This is a genomic window from Pseudorhodoferax aquiterrae, assembly GCF_014652235.1.
In the GTDB taxonomy this organism is placed as follows: domain Bacteria; phylum Pseudomonadota; class Gammaproteobacteria; order Burkholderiales; family Burkholderiaceae_C; genus Pseudorhodoferax; species Pseudorhodoferax aquiterrae.
In genome coordinates this window covers 228,343-245,400 of record NZ_BMYK01000005.1, presented here as the reverse complement: position 1 = coordinate 245,400, position 17,058 = coordinate 228,343, and the positions used below count along the sequence as shown (strand labels likewise).

General features: G+C 69.0%; 15 protein-coding genes. 6 read left to right on the top strand and 9 right to left on the bottom strand.

Going from position 1 to position 17,058, the window contains the following annotated elements:
* Positions 1-277 precede the first annotated feature (277 nt).
* Entirely contained in the window at positions 278-466 is a 189-nt protein-coding gene (locus tag IE209_RS11375) for a hypothetical protein (protein WP_189687067.1), read from the top strand.
* 15 nt (positions 467-481) lie between these two features.
* Here the strand turns inward: IE209_RS11375 and IE209_RS11370 are convergent, their stop codons facing one another.
* Genes IE209_RS11370 through IE209_RS11340 form a run of 7 tightly spaced genes read right to left on the bottom strand, consistent with a single transcriptional unit; the run spans position 482 to position 8,222 of the window.
* Positions 482-1,357 (bottom strand): alpha/beta fold hydrolase, encoded by an 876-nt coding sequence (locus tag IE209_RS11370; protein WP_189687066.1) that lies wholly within the window; start codon positions 1,355-1,357, stop codon positions 482-484.
* 7 nt (positions 1,358-1,364) lie between these two features.
* Positions 1,365-3,482, bottom strand: a complete 2,118-nt coding sequence (locus IE209_RS11365; RefSeq protein WP_189687065.1) for a 3-hydroxybutyrate oligomer hydrolase family protein — start codon at positions 3,480-3,482, stop codon at positions 1,365-1,367.
* Positions 3,483-3,508: 26 nt separating this feature from the next.
* A complete protein-coding gene (locus IE209_RS11360) occupies positions 3,509-4,576 on the bottom strand; it encodes a branched-chain amino acid ABC transporter permease (protein WP_189687064.1) in 1,068 nt (355 codons plus the stop codon).
* Positions 4,573-5,547 (bottom strand): branched-chain amino acid ABC transporter permease, encoded by a 975-nt coding sequence (locus IE209_RS11355; protein ID WP_189687063.1) that lies wholly within the window; start codon positions 5,545-5,547, stop codon positions 4,573-4,575. The genes IE209_RS11360 and IE209_RS11355 overlap by 4 nt, the downstream gene beginning before the upstream one ends.
* Positions 5,544-6,263, bottom strand: a complete 720-nt coding sequence (locus IE209_RS11350; protein WP_189687062.1) for an ABC transporter ATP-binding protein — start codon at positions 6,261-6,263, stop codon at positions 5,544-5,546. Before IE209_RS11350 ends, IE209_RS11355 begins: the two co-directional genes overlap by 4 nt.
* Positions 6,260-7,018 carry an ABC transporter ATP-binding protein gene (locus IE209_RS11345; RefSeq protein ID WP_189687060.1) on the bottom strand — a complete coding sequence of 253 codons (759 nt, stop codon included), beginning with the start codon at positions 7,016-7,018 and terminating at the stop codon, positions 6,260-6,262. Before IE209_RS11345 ends, IE209_RS11350 begins: the two co-directional genes overlap by 4 nt.
* 7 nt (positions 7,019-7,025) lie before the next feature.
* Positions 7,026-8,222, bottom strand: coding sequence for a substrate-binding domain-containing protein (locus tag IE209_RS11340; RefSeq protein ID WP_189687059.1), 1,197 nt, complete (start codon positions 8,220-8,222; stop codon positions 7,026-7,028).
* A gap of 300 nt (positions 8,223-8,522) precedes the next feature.
* Here IE209_RS11340 and IE209_RS11335 point away from each other — a divergent pair, with 300 nt between their 5' ends.
* The 5 genes from IE209_RS11335 to IE209_RS11315 all read left to right on the top strand — a co-directional run bounded on the left by IE209_RS11335 (position 8,523) and on the right by IE209_RS11315 (position 14,902).
* Positions 8,523-9,107, top strand: a complete 585-nt coding sequence (locus IE209_RS11335; protein ID WP_145546553.1) for a BPSL1445 family SYLF domain-containing lipoprotein — start codon at positions 8,523-8,525, stop codon at positions 9,105-9,107.
* Between the two features lie 364 nt (positions 9,108-9,471).
* Positions 9,472-11,988: a nitrite reductase large subunit NirB gene (gene nirB / locus IE209_RS11330; RefSeq protein ID WP_189687058.1), complete on the top strand. Its 2,517-nt coding sequence runs from the start codon at positions 9,472-9,474 to the stop codon at positions 11,986-11,988.
* Between the two features lie 14 nt (positions 11,989-12,002).
* Complete coding sequence (gene nirD / locus IE209_RS11325; RefSeq protein ID WP_189687057.1) at positions 12,003-12,341, top strand: nitrite reductase small subunit NirD; 339 nt, start codon at positions 12,003-12,005, stop codon at positions 12,339-12,341.
* Positions 12,342-12,369: 28 nt separating this feature from the next.
* Positions 12,370-13,182: a formate/nitrite transporter family protein gene (locus tag IE209_RS11320; RefSeq protein WP_145546361.1), complete on the top strand. Its 813-nt coding sequence runs from the start codon at positions 12,370-12,372 to the stop codon at positions 13,180-13,182.
* On the top strand, positions 13,172-14,902 hold the full coding sequence (locus tag IE209_RS11315; RefSeq protein ID WP_189687056.1) for a bifunctional protein-serine/threonine kinase/phosphatase: 1,731 nt from the start codon (positions 13,172-13,174) through the stop codon (positions 14,900-14,902). The genes IE209_RS11320 and IE209_RS11315 overlap by 11 nt, the downstream gene beginning before the upstream one ends.
* 64 nt (positions 14,903-14,966) lie before the next feature.
* Here the strand turns inward: IE209_RS11315 and IE209_RS11310 are convergent, their stop codons facing one another.
* Complete coding sequence (locus IE209_RS11310) at positions 14,967-16,481, bottom strand: tripartite tricarboxylate transporter permease (protein WP_189687055.1); 1,515 nt, start codon at positions 16,479-16,481, stop codon at positions 14,967-14,969.
* Between the two features lie 10 nt (positions 16,482-16,491).
* Entirely contained in the window at positions 16,492-16,914 is a 423-nt protein-coding gene (locus IE209_RS11305) for a tripartite tricarboxylate transporter TctB family protein (protein WP_189687054.1), read from the bottom strand.
* Positions 16,915-17,058: the final 144 nt, after the last annotated feature.

The following is a 17,058-nucleotide window of genomic DNA, read 5'->3' as shown; positions in this document are numbered from 1 at the left end:
CCTCAAGGGCTTGTCCACAGCCTTGCCCACGCCGCGCAGGGACAAGTCGCCCGGGGCGGGCGGCGCCCCTTTCCGCTGAACGGAGGTGTGTCGATCGGTAAGCGGTCTGGCAGCACCGTTCACCCCGCGCAGCCCGCATGCACACTGGGCAGAGCGCCTGTCGGCGATGGCGCGCCGCCGCAGCGCTGCCGTGCAAAGGTGGCGAGACTGTGACGCACGCAGAACCGGCGGGCGCTCGGCGGACCCAACCAGCATGTCCAGCCGAGTTTTGCAGACCATGCCCGCATTCCCGTCCCTCACCGCCCTGCTGCTCGCCGCCCTCCTGCTGCCCGGATGCGGCGGCGGCGAGGACGCCGACGAGACCCTCTACGCCCAAGACAGCGAGGTCGGCGGCACGGAGCCGCCCAGCCGCGGCCCCGAGTGGCTGCTGCCGCCGCCGGAGCCGCTCGTCCTGGTGGCCGAATGACGCGCCGCTCGCCGCTCAGGCGGCGGCCTGCGCCGCGTCGATGAAGGCGCGCACGGGATCGAGCTGCGACGCCACGTTGAGCGCCGGCGCATGCCCGCAATCCGGCACCTCGATGACCTGCAGGCGCCCTGCCGCGCCCGGCCCGCGGCCGCGCATGGCCTGCACCGTCCCGGGCAGCACGAGGTCCGACTGCGCGCCGCGCAGGCACAGCACAGGCGCCGCGATGGCGTCGTAGGCGTCCCACAGCAGGTAGTCGTCGGGGTGGTCCACGAACTGCCCGACCATGGCCGGGTCGTAGTGCGGCGTCACGCGGCCGTCGGGCAGGCGCCGCGTGGAGGTCTCGGTCAGCCGGCGCCACTGCGCATCGCTGAGCCAGCCGTAGGGCGCATAGGCCTGGCGGAAGAAGGCTTCGAGCTCCGTCACGCTGGCGAAGGCCGGCGGCTGCCCCGCATAGGCGCGGATGCGCGCGATCGCGGCATCGGCCAGCTGCGGCGCGTTGTCGTTGAGCACCAGGCTGCGGATGCGCGCACGCATGCCCGGCGCCACCAGCCCCCCGGCGCAGGCCATGCCGATGGCGCCGCCCATGGAGGTGCCGACCCAGTGCGCGCTGGCGATGTCCAGGGCATCGAACAATGCCTCGGCCAGCCGCACGTAGAACGCGATGCAGTACTCGGCGCGCGGCGCCGGGCTCCATTGGCTCAGGCCGCGGCCGATGGTGTCGGGGCAGACCACGCGGTAGCGGTCGGCCAGGTGCATGGCCAGTTCGTCCATGTCGCGCCCGGTGCGCGCCAGGCCATGCCAGGCGACCACCACGGGGGCGTCGGCGGCGCCCCAGGCGGTGTAGTGGATCTCGCGGCCGGCGCAGACGACGTAGTGCGAACTGGGGGTCATGGAAGGCTCAGTCGGGAATGGTCAGCACGCCGGTGGCGTAGTCGATGCGGTCGGCCGCGGCTGGCGTGGCAGCGATGGCCGGCACGTTGGCCGCCGTGATGGCCGGCGCCGCGCCGGGCGTGCCGCCGCGCGGCACGGTGCGCACCACCTGGCTGGGCGGCAGCGCCGTGCCGTTCTTGAGGTTCGCCCAGACCGCGTCCAGCGCGCGGTTCAGGTAGACGTGCAGCGGGATGTAGCGGTTGTCGTAGCCAGGGAACGCCTGGTTGAAGAAATCGAAGTGCTGCGCGTTGGTGACCTCGATGTAGCTGAGCTTGCTGGCCGCGCCCTCGACCCGCTTGTTCAACGCGGTATAGGGCCGGGAAGTGTGGGATGCCGGCAGCAGCGCATCCGCACGCCCGTGCACGATCACGGCAGGCCTGCCGCGCAGGTTGCCGTTGCGGCGCGTCTCGTCCACGCCAGCCTTCAGGCGCTGCGCCCAGGCGTCGTTGCCCTCGACCAGGTTGCGCAGACACAGGGCGCCGTCCAGGTTCATGTCGAAGGCATTGGTCGAGGGCGAGCGCGAGAGCAGATCGCGCGCGGCGCCACCCACGGCGTTCTCGTTGATCAGCTGCACACTGTTGGGCTGTGGAGGCACGCCATTGCCTGTGGCGAACAGGGTGGCCAGCGTTGCGGCATCAAGCGGCTGCGGCACACCCAGGGCGCTCGCGCCGGCGTAGCCATAGCCGCACAGCCGGTCCTGCACTCCGGCACGGGCCAGCGCGTTGGCAAACGTCACAGCCACGGCAGGGGCCACCTCAGAGCCCGCCAGGGAGGGATGCAGCACCTGCGCCTCGCGCTCCCATCCGTACGACTGCAGCTTGGCGAGCGCCTCTTCGGCCTGCGATGCGGTATCGGCCGCCGTCAGCAAGCCTTTGGCTTTGAGCGACGTGCAGCGCTGCGTGGCGACGGCGCCGACCAACGTCACGTAGCTCGACTGGAAAGGTGCGGCGCTCAGGCTCGGCGCCAGCGCTGCACAGGACTGGAACACCTGGGCGTAGGTCGTGAAGTCCACCAGCGTCTTCGCGCTGACCGGCACGGCGGCGCTGCCGCGCCGGATGCTCACACCCGGATCGGCCGGCAACTCGACGGCCGGCTCCGACACCGCCACGGCGTCGATCCAGCCCGCGTCGTCCAGCTCGGCCGCCGCCAGCGCCGCGCCGCCGCCGTTGGAGATGCTGGACGCGATCACCAGCGTGTTGCCGCGCGTGAAGGTCTGCCGCCGCGTGCCGTCGGCCGCGCGCTCGCCCAAGCGCTCGTTGAGCACGTAGAACGCGAACTGCACGGCCTGCAGCGTGAAGCGGCCCCAGTCCTTCTCGGGGTTCTGCTGCGAGTGCGCGTGCTTGAACGCGAAGCGGTTGGGCGTGGCCGCGTTGAAGGCCGCGCGCTCGCTGTCCGTCAACGCCGCGCGGAACGCGGCCGAAGTGCCGGCCGCGCCCGAGGCCGCGCGCGTGCCGTCGATCAGCGGCACCGTGTCGTTCGAAAGGTCGTGCGGTGCCGCGCCCGTGCCCTTGTCGGTGTAGGCCACGGCGCAGCCGCGCTTGAGCGCCCATTCGCCGGCCGAGATCGCGCCGTAGACGCCGCGCGAGCCCGAGGAGGTGGCGGTCACGATGCAGGGCTGCTTCGCATCGAAGCTGTTCGGCACCTGCACCATCAGCGTCACGTTACGCCGGCCCGTGCCGTCGTCGCTGTAGGCGATGTACTCGCCGCCGGCCACCTTGCCCTCGCCCAGCGAGGCGCTGCCGTCCAGCGCCACGTTGGGGCCGTAGAGCACGCCGTAGCCGCCCGCGGCCGTCATGTCCAGCAGCGCGCGGTAGTTGTTGTAGATGGCGTTGCGGCGCAATTCGTCGGCCCGCGGTGCGGCGGCATCGGCATAGCCGGGCGCGGCGCCCGCCAAGCCGGTCTTGCCCAGGCCGGCGGTCAGCAGGTCGTCCTGGCCACCGTCGTACTCGAGCATGGTCACCGTACCGACGAACTCGGGCTTGACGTTGGCCTTGGGGCCGTCGTCGCCGCCGCAGGCCGCCAACAGGGTCGCCGCCGCGAGGGCCACGGCACAGAGCGGCATGGGCCGCAACTTCTCGCATCGCATGGTCTGTCTCCTCTGGTTGAACGAATTCAGCGCCGCGCCAGCGCGCGCGCCCGCAGGCGCCCGACGATGCCGGTGGGGAAGTGGTAGACCGAGAGCACGAACAACAGGCCCAGCCAGAGCAGCCAGCGGTCCGGCGTGAACACGGCCGCCAGCCAGGGCACGCCGGCCACGGCCTCGCCGGCCAGTCGCAGCAGGTCCTGCAGGTAGCTCTGCGCCACCACGAACAAGGTGGCGCCGATGGCCGCGCCGTAAACCGTGCCCATGCCGCCAATCACGACGATGAGCAGGATGTCGACCATGATCTCGAACGAGAGCGAGGTGTCCGGCCCGTTGTAGCGCAGCCAGATCGCCAGCATGGCGCCGGCCAGCGTGGCGAACAGCGCCGACAGCACGGCCGCCGTCGTGCGGTAGACCACCACGCGGTAGCCGATGGCCTCGGCGCGGAACTCGTTCTCGCGGATGGCCTGCAGCACGCGGCCGAACGGCGAGTTGACGATGCGCAGCAACGCCAGCACGAGGCCCACGGCCAGCACGAACAGCCCGTAGTAGCACAGCAGCCGGCCATCGAGCGAGGCACCCAGGAAGGGCTCCTCGGCGAACTCGAAGCTCGGCGAGATGAGCTCGGGCATCTTGAAGGTCAGCCCGTCCTCGCCGCCCGTGAAGGACGAGAGCTGCGAGGCCAGCGTCTGGAAGGCCGAGGCCACGGCCAGCGTGATCATCGCGAAGAAGATCGCGCGCACGCGCAGCGAGAACAGGCCGATGGCCAGCGACAGCACGAAGGACAGCGCGAGCGCCGCGCCCACGCCCACCGCCAGCGCGTCCCAGCCCGCGCCCATGCGCGAGGACGCGATCGCCACGCCGTAGGCCCCGATGCCGAAGAACATGGTGTGGGCGAAGCTCACGATGCCGGTGTAGCCCAGCAGCAGGTCGAAGCTGGCGACCAGCACCACAAATACCAGCACCTTGGCAGCGACGTTGAGCGCCTTGACGCCCGGGAACAGGAAGGGCGCGAAGGCCAGGCCCAGCAGCAGCGCCACGAGGATCACGGCCAGCCAGCGGCTGCGCGGCAGGTCGTGCGACAGGATTCGGCTCATACCTTCACCACCGGATAGACGCCTTGCGGCCGCCACATCAGCACGGCCACCATCAGCGCGATGCTCGCGAACTGCGTGGCCACCGGCAGCACGAAGCCCACGTAGTTGACCATCAGGCCCACCAGCAGCGCGCCGATCAGCGCGCCCAGCGTGGAGCCCAGGCCGCCGATGATGATGACGATGAAGATCAGCACGTTGACCTGCGCGCCCATCTGCGGGACCAGGTTCTGCTGGAACAGGCCCCACATCACGCCGCCCAGGCCGGCCAGCGCGCTGCCGGCCACGAACACGCCCACGAACAGACGGCCGATGCGGTAGCCCAGCGATTCGACCATCTCGCGGTCCTGCACGCCGGCGCGGATCAAGAGGCCGATCTTGGTGCGCGACAGCAGCCAGGCCAGCGCCACGAACACCACCAGTCCCACGGCCACCGCCAGCAGCCGGTAGCGGCTGATGGCCGCCTCGCCGATGAACAGCGAGCCGCGCAGCGCCTCGGGCAAGGGCAGCGGCAGCTGCGCCGGGCCCCAGACCATCTTGATGAACTCCTCACCGATGATCATGCCGCCCATGGTGATCAGGATCTGCTTGAGGTGCTGACCGTAGACCGGCCGCACGATGAAGCGCTCGAAGGCCAGGCCCACGGCGGCCGCCACGGCCATGGCCACCAGCATGGCCGGGAACACGGCGACGAGGTTGCGCCACAGTTCCTGCGAGCCGGTCCAGTCGGCCATCAGGCCCAGCACGCTGCTCGCGACGAAGGCGCCCAGCGCGATGAACAGGCCGTGGCCGAAGTTCAGCACGTCCATGAGGCCGAACACCAGCGTGAGGCCCGAGGCGATGATGAAGACGATCATGCCCATGGCCAGGCCCGCCACCGTGAGCGTGAGCCAGGTCGAGGGAGAACCGACCAAGGGCAAGGCCAGCAGCGCGAGCACGGGCACGAGTGCCAGTGGTTTCCAATCGAAGCTCATAGCGCCAATCCCAGCAGCGACTGCTGCAACGCGGCGTCTGCCGAGAACGCCGCCATGGCGCCGGCATGCACGACGCGGCCGTTGTCCATCACGGCCACGCTGTCGCCCAGGCGGCGCGCGAAGTGGAGGTTCTGCTCGACGAGCAGGATGGTCACGCCCTGGGCCTTGAGTTCGGCGAAGGCGTCGATCATGTTGTCGATGATGGCCGGCGCCAGGCCCTTGCTGGGCTCGTCCACGATCAAGAGCCGGCGCGGCTCGACGATGGCGCGGGCCACCGCCAGCATCTGCTTCTGCCCGCCCGAGAGCTTGCCGGCCGGGTGGTTCCAGAACTTCTCGACGGCCGGGAACATCTTGAAGATCCACTGCAGCCGGCCTGCGTCCATCTGGTCGGCGCGCCTGGCTGCGCGCGCGGCCAGCAGCATGTTCTCCTTGACCGTGAGGTCGGCGAAGATGCCCATGTTCTCGGGCACGTAGGCCACGCCCAGCGCGGCGATCTGCGGTGTGGCGGCGGCCGTGATGTCCTGGCCCGCCAGCACCACGCGGCCCTGCGAGGCATGCCACAGGCCCATCACCGTGCGCAGCGTGGTCGACTTGCCGGCGCCGTTGCGGCCCAGCAGCATCGTGACCTGCCCCTGCGGCACCACGAGGTCCACGCCGTGCAGGATGTGGTACGCGCCGATGTGGGTGTGCACACCCTTGAGCTCGAGCAGGTTCATGCCTTGGCCACTCCCAGATAGGCTTCCTGCACGATGGGCGAGGCGATCACCTCGGCCGGCTCGCCGTCGGCCACGAGTTGGCCGTTGACGAGCACGATGATGCGGTCGGCCAGTTCGCGCACCACGTCCATCTTGTGCTCCACGAGCAGGATGGTCTTGCTGCGGTCGCGCTTGAGCTTGCGGATCAGGTCCAGGATCACGGGCGCTTCGGCCGCGTTCATGCCGGCCGTGGGCTCGTCGAACATGAAGACCTGCGGCTCCAGCGCCATGAGCAGCGCCACTTCGAGCTTGCGCTGGTCGCCGTGCGGCAGGCTTGCCACGGTGTCGTGCTCACGCGCCTTGAGCGCCACCTCAATGAGGATGGCGTCGGCGCGCGCCGTCAGATCGCGGTGGTCGCTCCAGATGCTCCACAGGTTCAGGCCGCGCCGGTGCGGCCCCTCCTGCGTGGCCTGCACCGCCAGGCGCACGTTTTCCAGCACCGTGAGGTGGGGAAACAGGTTGGTGAGCTGGAAGGCCCGGCCCAGGCCGGCCCGCGTGCGGGCCGAGGGCGCAAGGCCGGAGAGATCGCGGCCGTTCAACGCCACGGTACCGGCCGTGGCCTTGAGCTGGCCCGAGATCAGGTTGAAGTAGGTGGTCTTGCCCGCGCCGTTGGGGCCCACGATGGCCGTCAGCGTGCCCGGCGCGAAGCGGCAGCTGACGGCGTTCACCGCGACGTGCCCGCCGAAGCGGACCGTCAGGTCTCTGGTTTCCAGCACGCTGCGTTCAGCGCTTGTTGCGGATGGGAACCTGCATCTCCTCAGGTTTGATCTCGCGCACGAGTTCCGGCACGCCCCAGGCGAAAGCCGGGTCCTGCTTGATGCGAAAGTGGTACATGCTCTGCATCGCCTGGTGGTCTTCCTTGCGGAAGGTCATCGTGCCTTTGGGCGTCTCGAAGCTCATGCCCTCCATGGCGGCGATGAGCTTGTTGGTGGCGGTCTCGCCGCCGGTCTTCTTGAGCGCCGTGACCACCGCCATCGCGGCCGAGAAGCCGCCGGCCGTGAAGAAGTCGGGCGGCGTCTTGAACTCCTTGTAGTGGGCCGCGACCATGGCCTCGTTGACCGGGTTCTTGGGCAGGCCGAAGTAGTAGTAGGTGGCGCCTTCCATGCCCGGGAAGCGCTTGTAGGCCGTCATGGCCGGCAGGATGTTGCCGCCCGTGCTGACCTCGATGCCGAAGCGCTTTTGCAGGTCGGCATCGGCCAGCGCGTTGAACGGCGTGGTGGCGCCGGCCCAGACCACCCAGACCACCTTGCGGCCCGGCTTGTCCTTGAGCTGGTCGACGATGCGCTGGATGCCGGCCGTGAAGTCGGTTGTGGTCGGCGGCAGGTATTCCTCGTGGCCGATCTTCGCCTTCTTGACCGCGTCCTTGAAGGCCTTCACGCCGTCGCGGCCGAAGGCCCAGTCCTGCGCCAGCGTGACGATGGTCGTGCCCTCCTTGTCCAGCGCCACGGCGTTGCTGATGGCGTCCTGGCTGGAGTTGCGGCCGGTGCGGAAGATGTACTTGTTCCACTTGTCGCCCGTGATCGAGTCGGCCACGGCCGGCTCGACGATGAGCACCTTCTTGTACTCCTCGGCCACCGGCAGCATGGCCAGCGCCACGCCCGAACCCGTGGTGCCCACGGCCAGGTCGGCCTTGTCGTCGGCATAGGCCGTGGCCAGCAGCGACTTGCCCAGGTCTGGCTTGCCCTGGTCGTCCTTCTCGATGACCACGAGCTTCTTGCCATTGACGGCCATGGTGCCGCCGGTGGCGTAAGAAAGGCCCATCATGAAACCGGTCTGCGTCTGCTTGCCATAGGCTTCCAGCGCGCCGGTCTTGCCGTAGACATGGGCGATGCGGATGTCCTTGGACTGGGCGAAGCTCCCTGCGGCGCACAGCACGAGTGCGGCAACGGCTGACAAGCGTGCCAGACAGCGACGGTTCATGGCGTAGTCTCCAAATGGTTGGTGGCTGGAAATTGCACAGTCCATGCCATCTGCGCGACCCTTTGAAAATCAATAACTTAAGACCGAACCATGCCAGCAACCGCCCACAGGACAGACAATTCACATGACCAAATTTCAGACAGTTGCCCTGGCGCTCTACAGGGTTTTCCTGTGGTCGGCGCCTGCGGCCGGCTGTAGGCCGGTGCCGCAAGCCAAAGCCCTTGCCGCGCGCGCCGGCCTAGCATTGCCATCGCCCTTTCGGGCCTGATGGAGCTACCCCAAGGAACCGACATGCACAACATGCACAACAACCGCTTTCGCACCCTCGCCGCCACGGCCCTGCTGGGCGCCTGCAGCCTCGCCTTCGTCGGCTGCACGACCACCAAGCCGGGCACGGCCAGCGCCCCGGCCTCGGCCCGCCACGCCATCGACGCCGACGTCGACGCCGCGCTGTCCAAGCTCTACAACACCGTGCCCGGCTCGCGCGAACTCGTGGCCCGTTCGGCCGGCACGCTGGTGTTCCCCTCCGTGATCAGCGCCAGCCTGGGCCTGGGTGCCGAGTACGGCCGCGGCGCACTGCGCGAAGGCAACCGCACGGTGGGCTACTACAGCACCACGGCCGGCTCGGTCGGCTGGCAGGCCGGCGCCCAGTCGCGCGCCGTGATCTACGTGTTCAGCACGCGCGATGCGCTGGAGAAGTTCCGCGCCAGCAAGGGTTGGACCGTGGGCGCAGACGCCACCGTGGCCCTGGCCACCGTGGGCGCCAACGGCCAGGTCGACAGCAACACCATCCGCCAGCCCGTGGTCGGCTACGTGCTGACCAATGCGGGCCTGGAGGCCGGCGTCGCGCTGCAGGGCGCCAAGATCAGTCCTGTCACGCCGTGATGCATTGCCCCAGGCTGGCCCATGCCGGCCTGGGATGCCCCAATTTGGGGCTGGCCATGCACCATGCGCGTCGGGGCCGCAACGGCCTGCCGCGCGCAAACCCTTGATTTCCATTGCGCAGGCAACTGGCACATCAATTGCAACAACCGCCCCGTCCCCCGGCGCCGTAGCCGGGTGACGGGGCGGTTCCACATCCGTCCGACTCTCCGCCAACGGTGGCGGAACCTCTGCCTGCTGGCGGTCCGACCGGGCCGCGCGCAGGCGGTGTTCCAACCAACCGGCGGAGCGCGCGAGCGCCACCCGCCAGGGTCGGCCCCAGCGCTCGCTGCGCAGCGGCCAGCCCGCAGCCAGGAGCGCAAGCGCCATGAAGATCGTCGTCGTCGGCCACGGAATGGTGGGCCACAAATTCCTAGAAAGCCTGGCCGAGAGCGGCCTGCCCGACCTGGATGTCACCGTGCTCTGCGAGGAGCCGCGCGCAGCCTACGACCGCGTGCACCTGTCGGAGTTCTTCAGCGGCAAGACGGCGGAACAACTCTCGCTGGTGGAACCCGGCTTCTTCGAGAAGAGCGGCTTCAAGCTGCGCCTGGCCGCGCGCGCCGCAGCCGTCGAGCGCCGCGACAAGACCGTGACCACGGCCGACGGCGAAGTCATCGCCTACGACAAGCTGGTGCTGGCCACCGGCTCCAACCCCTTCGTTCCCGGTGTGCCGGGCCGCGACCGCCCCCACTGCCACGTCTACCGCACCATCGAGGATCTGCAGGCCATGCAGGCCTCCGGCGCCAAGTCGACCAGCGGCGTCGTCATCGGCGGCGGCCTGCTGGGCCTGGAATGCGCCAAGGCGCTGCGCGACATGGGTTTGCAAACGCACGTGGTCGAGTTCGCCCCGCGGCTCATGGCCGTGCAGGTGGACGAAGGCGGCGGCCGCACCCTGCGCACCAAGATCGAGGCGCTGGGCGTGCAGGTGCACACGGGCCGCAACACGACGGAGATCACCGACGGCGCCACCGCGCGCCACCGCATGGTGTTCGCCGATGGCACGCACCTGGAGACCGACATGATCGTGTTCTCCGCCGGCATCCGCCCGCGCGACGAGCTGGCGCGCCAGTGCGTGCTGGCCATCGGCCCGCGCGGCGGCGTGGTCATCGACAACCACTGCCGCACCAGCGACCACGATGTCTACGCCATCGGCGAATGCGCGTCGTGGAACGAGCAGGTGTTCGGCCTGGTCGCGCCGGGCTACGACATGGCGCGCGTGGCGGCCCGGCACATCGCGGGCGATGTGGCGGCCGCATTCACAGGCGCCGACATGAGCACCAAGCTCAAGCTCATGGGTGTGGACGTGGCCAGCATCGGCGATGCGCAGGGCAAGACGCCCGGCTGCCGCAACTACCAATATGTGGACGAGCGCAAGCAGATCTACAAGAAGATCGTGGTCAGCGAAGACGGCAAGAAGCTGCTCGGCGCGGTGCTGGTGGGCAACGCCGACGAGTACGGCACGCTGCTGCAGACCGCGCTCAACGGCATCACGCTGCCGGACGACCCCGAGTTCATGATCCTGCCCTCCAGCGACGGCAAGGCCAAGCCCGGCCTGGGCGTGGACGCCCTGCCCGACAGCGCGCAGATCTGCTCGTGCAACAGCGTCAGCAAGGGCCAGATCTGCGCGGCCGTGGGCGAAGGCGCCTGCACGATCGGCGATCTGAAAGCCTGCACGAAGGCTGGCGCCACCTGCGGCGGTTGCGTGCCGCTGGTCACGCAGGTCATGAAGTTCGAGATGGCGCGCCGCGGCATGGCGGTCAACAACCATGTCTGCGAACACTTCGCCTATTCGCGCCAGGAGATCTACCACCTGGTGCGCGTGGGCAACATCAAGACCTTCGACGAGCTGCTGGCCAGGCACGGCAGGGGCCTGGGCTGCGACATCTGCAAGCCCGTGGCCGCCAGCGTGCTGGCCTCCATCTGGAACGAGTTCGTGCTCAAGCCGCAGCTGGCCAAGCTGCAGGACAGCAACGACTACTTCCTGGGCAACATCCAGAAGGACGGCACCTACTCCGTGGTGCCACGCATGCCGGGCGGCGAGGTCACGCCCGACGGCCTGATCGCCGTGGGCCAGGTGGCCAAGAAGTATGGCCTGTACACCAAGGTCACGGGCGGCGCGCGCGTGGACATGTTCGGCGCGCGGCTGGAGCAGCTGCCGCTGATCTGGGAAGAGCTGATCGCCGCCGGCTTCGAGAGCGGCCATGCCTACGGCAAGTCGCTGCGCACGGTGAAGAGCTGCGTGGGCTCTACCTGGTGCCGCTACGGCGTGGACGACTCCGTGGGCCTGGCGGTGCTGCTGGAGAACCGCTACAAGGGCCTGCGCGCGCCGCACAAGATCAAGTTCGGCGTCTCGGGTTGCACGCGCGAATGCGCCGAGGCCCAGGGCAAGGACGTGGGCGTGATCGCCACCGACAAGGGCTGGAACCTCTACGTCTGCGGCAACGGCGGCATGAAGCCGCGCCATGCCGAACTGATCGCGAGCGACCTCAGCAAGGAGGCGCTGATCGCGCTGATCGACCGCTTCCTGATGTTCTACGTGCGCACGGCGGATCGGCTGCAGCGCACCAGCACCTGGCGCGAGAGCCTGGAGGGCGGGCTGGACTACCTGAAGCAGGTGCTGATCGAGGATTCGCTGGGCATCGCCGCCGAACTCGAAGCCCAGATGCAGCACGTGGTCGACACCTACCAGTGCGAGTGGAAGACCGCCGTGACCGACCCGGCCGTGCGCGCGCGCTTCAAGAGCTTCGTCAACAGCGACCAGCCCGACCAGCGCATCGTGTTCGTGAAAGAGCGCGGCCAGATCCGCCCCGCCCGCCTGGACGAACGCGACACCGCCGCAGCCTGACCCGGAGCCCCACCATGCTTGCCAAGACCCACACCTGGACCCCCGTCTGCGCGCTGGACGCCATCGTGCCCCACACCGGCGTCTGCGCCCTCGTCAACGGCCACCATGTCGCCGTGTTCCGGCTCGGCGACGACCGCGTCCACGCCATCGACAACATCGACCCCAAGTCCGGCGCCAGCGTGCTCGCGCGCGGGCTGATCGGCAGCCTGGGCGAGCGCACCGTCGTCGCCTCACCGCTCTACAAGAACCACTTCGACCTGGCCACCGGCGAGTGCCTGGAAGCGCCCGAGCATTCCGTGGCCGTGCACGCCGTGCGCGTGGAAGACGGCCGCGTGCTCGTCGCCCTGAACTGACCCACCCCTTATCGAACCGAGACACACCATGGCCTACCTCGCCCCCACCGAATTCGTGACCAAGATGGTCGATGCCGGTGAATCCAAGCTGCTGATGTCCACGCGCGACACGCTGATCCGCTCCTACATGGCCGGCGCCATCCTGTCGCTGGCCGCGGCCTTCGCGGTCAGCGTCACGGTCAACACCGGCAACCCGCTGCTGGGCGCCGTGCTGTTCCCGGTCGGCTTCATCATGCTGTACCTGCTGGGTTTCGACCTGCTGACCGGCGTGTTCACGCTGACGCCGCTCGCGGTGCTCGACAAGCGCCCCGGCGCCACCTGGCGCGGCGTGCTGCGCAACTGGGGGCTGGTGTTCTGCGGCAACTTCGCGGGCGCGCTGACGGTGGCCGTGTTCATGGCCATCATCTTCACCTTCGGCTTCTCCGAGGCGCCCAACGCCATCGGCGAGAAGCTGGGCCACATCGGCGAGGGCCGCACGGTGGGCTACTCCGCGCACGGCGCGGCCGGCATGCTCACGCTGTTCGTGCGCGCCGTGATGTGCAACTGGATGGTGTCCACCGGCGTGGTGGCGGCCATGATGTCGACCAACGTGTCGGGCAAGGCCATCGGCATGTGGATGCCCATCATGGTGTTCTTCTACATGGGCTTCGAGCACAGCATCGTCAACATGTTCCTGTTCCCCACCGGCCTGATGCTGGGCGGCAACTTCACGCTGATGGACTACATCGTCTGGAACGAGATCCCCACCGTGCTGGGCAACCTCGTCGGCGGCCTGACCTTCGTGGGCGCGACGCTGTACTCCACCCACTACAAAACGGCGGCCAAGCGCCGTGCCGCTTGAAGTCACACTGGGCCAGCATTCGCTGGCGGGCCGCAAGGGGCTGAACCAGGACTTCCACGGCGCCGTCGTTCCCACGGGCTCGGCGCTGCAGCTCAAGGGCATCGCCGTCGCGCTGGCCGACGGCATCGGCTCCAGCCCCGTGAGCCACATCGCCAGCGCCGCGGCCGTGCGCGGCTTCCTCGACGACTACTACGCCACCTCCGAGGCCTGGTCCGTGCGCCGCGCCGCCCAGCGCGTGCTGGGCGCCACCAACGCCTGGCTGCACGCGCAGAACCAGCGCGGCGACGCCCGCTTCGACAAGGACCGTGGCCACTGCTGCACCTTCAGCGCCCTGGTGCTCAAGGGCCGCGACATCCATGTGCTGCACGTGGGCGACACGCGGGTCTACCGCGTGCACGCGCAGGCGCTGGAGCAGCTCACCGAAGACCACCGCGTGCAGCTGGGCGCGCAACAGTCCTACCTGGGCCGGGCCCTGGGCGCTGCGCCGCATGTGGAGATCGACCACCGCTGCCTGGAGGCCGAAGCCGGCGCGCTCTACCTGCTGGCCAGCGATGGCGCCTACGAGCGGCTGGATGCGGCCAGCGTGCACACCGCGCTGGCCTGCTGGCCGCATGACTTCGACGCAGCGGCGCGCGTGCTCGTGCAGGTGGCGCGCGAACGCGGCAGCACCGACGACGCCACCGTGCAGCTGTTGCGCATCGACGCGTTGCCGCCGCAGGAGGCCCAGCCCTGGCAGGCGCGGCGCGCGCAGCTGCGGCTGCCGCCGCCGCTGGCGCCGCGCATGGTCTTCGAGGGCTGGACGCTGGTGCGCGAACTCCATGCAAGCGCGCGCAGCCAGGTGTTCCTGGCACTGGATCCGCAGACCGGCGGCCAGTTGGTCGTCAAGGTGCCGGCCGTCGATCTGCGCGAAGATGCCGAGGCGCTGGACCGTTTCCTGCTCGAGGAATGGGTGGCCCGGCGCGTGCGCAGTCCGCACGTGCTGCAAGCCTGGGCGGGCGAGCGTGCGCGCGAACACCTCTGCGTCGCCATGGAGTACGTGGAGGGCCAGACGCTCGCGCAATGGATGACCGACCACCCGCGGCCTGATCTGGACAGCGTGCGCGGCCTGGTCGCCCAACTGGCCAAGGGCCTGCAGGCCCTGCACGGCAAGGAGATGCTGCACCAGGATCTGCGGCCCGAGAACGTGATGGTCGACCGCAACGGCACCGTGAAGATCATCGATCTCGCATCGAGCCATGTGGCCGGCCTGGCCGAGGCCACGCCGGCGCTGCGGGCCACGCGCATCGTGGGCTCCCTGCAATACACCGCGCCCGAGTACTTCGTCGGCGGCCCGCCCACGGCCGCCGCCGACCTGTTCGCGCTGGCCGTGCTGAGCTACCAGATGCTCAGCGGCCAGCTGCCCTATGGCCTGCAGGTCACGCAGCTGCGCGCGCCCGCGGACCTCCAACGCCTGCGCTACGTGCCGCTGCGCCACCACCGGCCCGAGTTGCCGGCCTGGCTGGACGCCGTGCTGCACAAGGCCTTGCAGCCCGATCCGGCACGCCGTCAGGAAGCCGTCTCGGAGTTCGTGCACGACCTGCACCGGCCCGGCGCCGCGCTGCTGCGCCCGCGCGCGTTGCCGTTGGTGCAGCGCAATCCGGTGCTGTTCTGGCAGGTGTGCACGGTGGTGCTCGGGCTGGCGACCGTGGTGCTGACGGGTCTGCGTGCGCTGGGGCGCTGAGTGCCCCGAGAACCGCAAGGCCCGCACGCTTGCGCGTGCGGGCCCTGTTTGCATCGGGCAGCGCTCAGTGCGCCGTGACGGCTGGCGCCGCCTGCCCGCCCCCCTTGCGCAGCTTCCAGACCGCCAACCCCATCTGCCACACGATGAACGCGGCCACCAGGCTGAACAGCGTGCCGGCGATCGGCCGGTGCGCCATTTCCAGGAAGCTGCCACGCGTGAGCAGCATGGCACGGCGGAAGTTCTCCTCCAGCATCGGGCCCAGGATGAAGCCCAGCATCAGCGGCGCGGCATCCAGCCCCAGCCGCATGAACATGTAGCCCATGGCACCGAAGGCGGCCGTCACGAAGATGTCGTCGACGTTGTTGTTCACGCTGAACGAGCCGATGCAGCAGAAGAACAGGATGGCCGGGAACAGCACGCTGTACGGGATCTTGAACAGCGTGAGCCACCAGCGCACCAGCGGCACGTTCAGGATCAGCAGAAAGCAGTTGCCCACCCACATGCTGGCCACCAGGCCCCAGAACAGGTCCGGGTGCTCGGGGATCAGGTTCGGGCCGGGCGTGACGCCCTTGATCATGAACGCGCCCATCATGAGCGCCATGACGGCGTTCTCGGGGATGCCGATGCTCATGAGCGGGATGAAGCTCGTGCGCGCGGCCGATTCGTCGGCAGCCGCCTGGCCGGCCACGCCCTCGATGGCGCCGTCACCGATCTCGTGCTTGTACTTGCTGACCTTCTTGTCCACGGCATAGGCGGCGAACTGGGCGATCACCGGGCCGCCGCCGGGCAGGATGCCCAGGAAGGAGCCCAGCGCGCTGCCACGCAAGGCGCTCGGGATGATGCGCTTGAACTCGGCCCAGGTCGGGATCAGCTTGATCGCGCCATTGAAGGGCGTGCGCTCTTCCTTGGCGTCCAGGTTCTTGGTGATCTCGGCGATGCCGAAGCAGCCCAGCGCGATGCTGACCAGGCCGATGCCGTCGGCCAGGAACGGCATGTCCAGCGTGAAGCGGGCCACGCCGCTGTTCACGTCGGTGCCGATCGCGCCCAGCAGCACGCCGACCATGCACATGGCCAGGCCGTTGATCAGGCTGCCCGTGGTCACGAAGCTCACGCAGACGAAGCCCACCAGCATCAGCGCGCAATAGTCGGCCGGGCCGAACAGGAAGGCCACCTGGCTCAGCGTGGGCGCCAGGAAGGCCAGCACCACGATGGCGATGGTGCCGCCGATGAAGCTGGAAAAGCCCGCCGTGAACAGCGCCAGCCCGGTCTTGCCCTTGAGCGTCATGGCGTAGCCGTCGATGCAGGCCACGATGGAACTCGCGTGCGGGATCTTCATCGTGATCGCGCTCACGCTGTCGCCGTACTGCGCACCGTAGTAGATGCCGGCCAGCATGATGAGCGAACCGTCCAGCGGCATCGAGTAGGTCAGCGGCAGCAGCAGGCTGATGGTGGCCAGCGGGCCCAGGCCCGGCAGCAGGCCGACCATGGTGCCCACGGTGCAGCCCAGCGCGCAGTACATGAGGTTGCTCAGCGTCAGCGCATGGCCGAAGCCGAACATGAGGTTGTGAATGACGTCCATGGCGGCGACCTCAGATCAGCGGCAGGGACAGGCCCAGCAGCTTCTGGAACGCGAAGGCCACGATGACCAGGCCGATGCTGATCTTGATGTTGCGCGAGACCGAGTAGGTCGTCGCGGCCTTGCCCGAGATGAAGACCATGGCCACGATCGCCACCAGCATGTTCACGTACAGCGAGAGGAACGCGAACACGCACAGCGCGACCAGCAGCAGGCCGATGTTCTTGAAGTTGAGGTCCAGCGGCTCGCGCGCCTGGAAGCGCGAGCGCACGATGATCATCAGGGAGATGACCAGCAGCGCGCCGCTGACGATGAGGGGAAACAGGCCGGGGCCGGCCCGGCCGAGGGAGCCAGCCTGGTATTGCAGCGAATAGCCGCCGAACACCAGCGCGATCAGGGCCAGGAACAGGCCCCTCGCGAGATTGCGGTCGATCATCATGAACTTCCGTTGAGTTTGTCTCCACGCCCGCGCGGCCGGGTGGCTGCGCGAACGCCTGTGGGCCGGGCGGGTCGCAACCCGATGGCCTTGGACGGAATTCTTTGGCCTTGCACCCGGGCCGCGGCCATCGGGTACCACTTA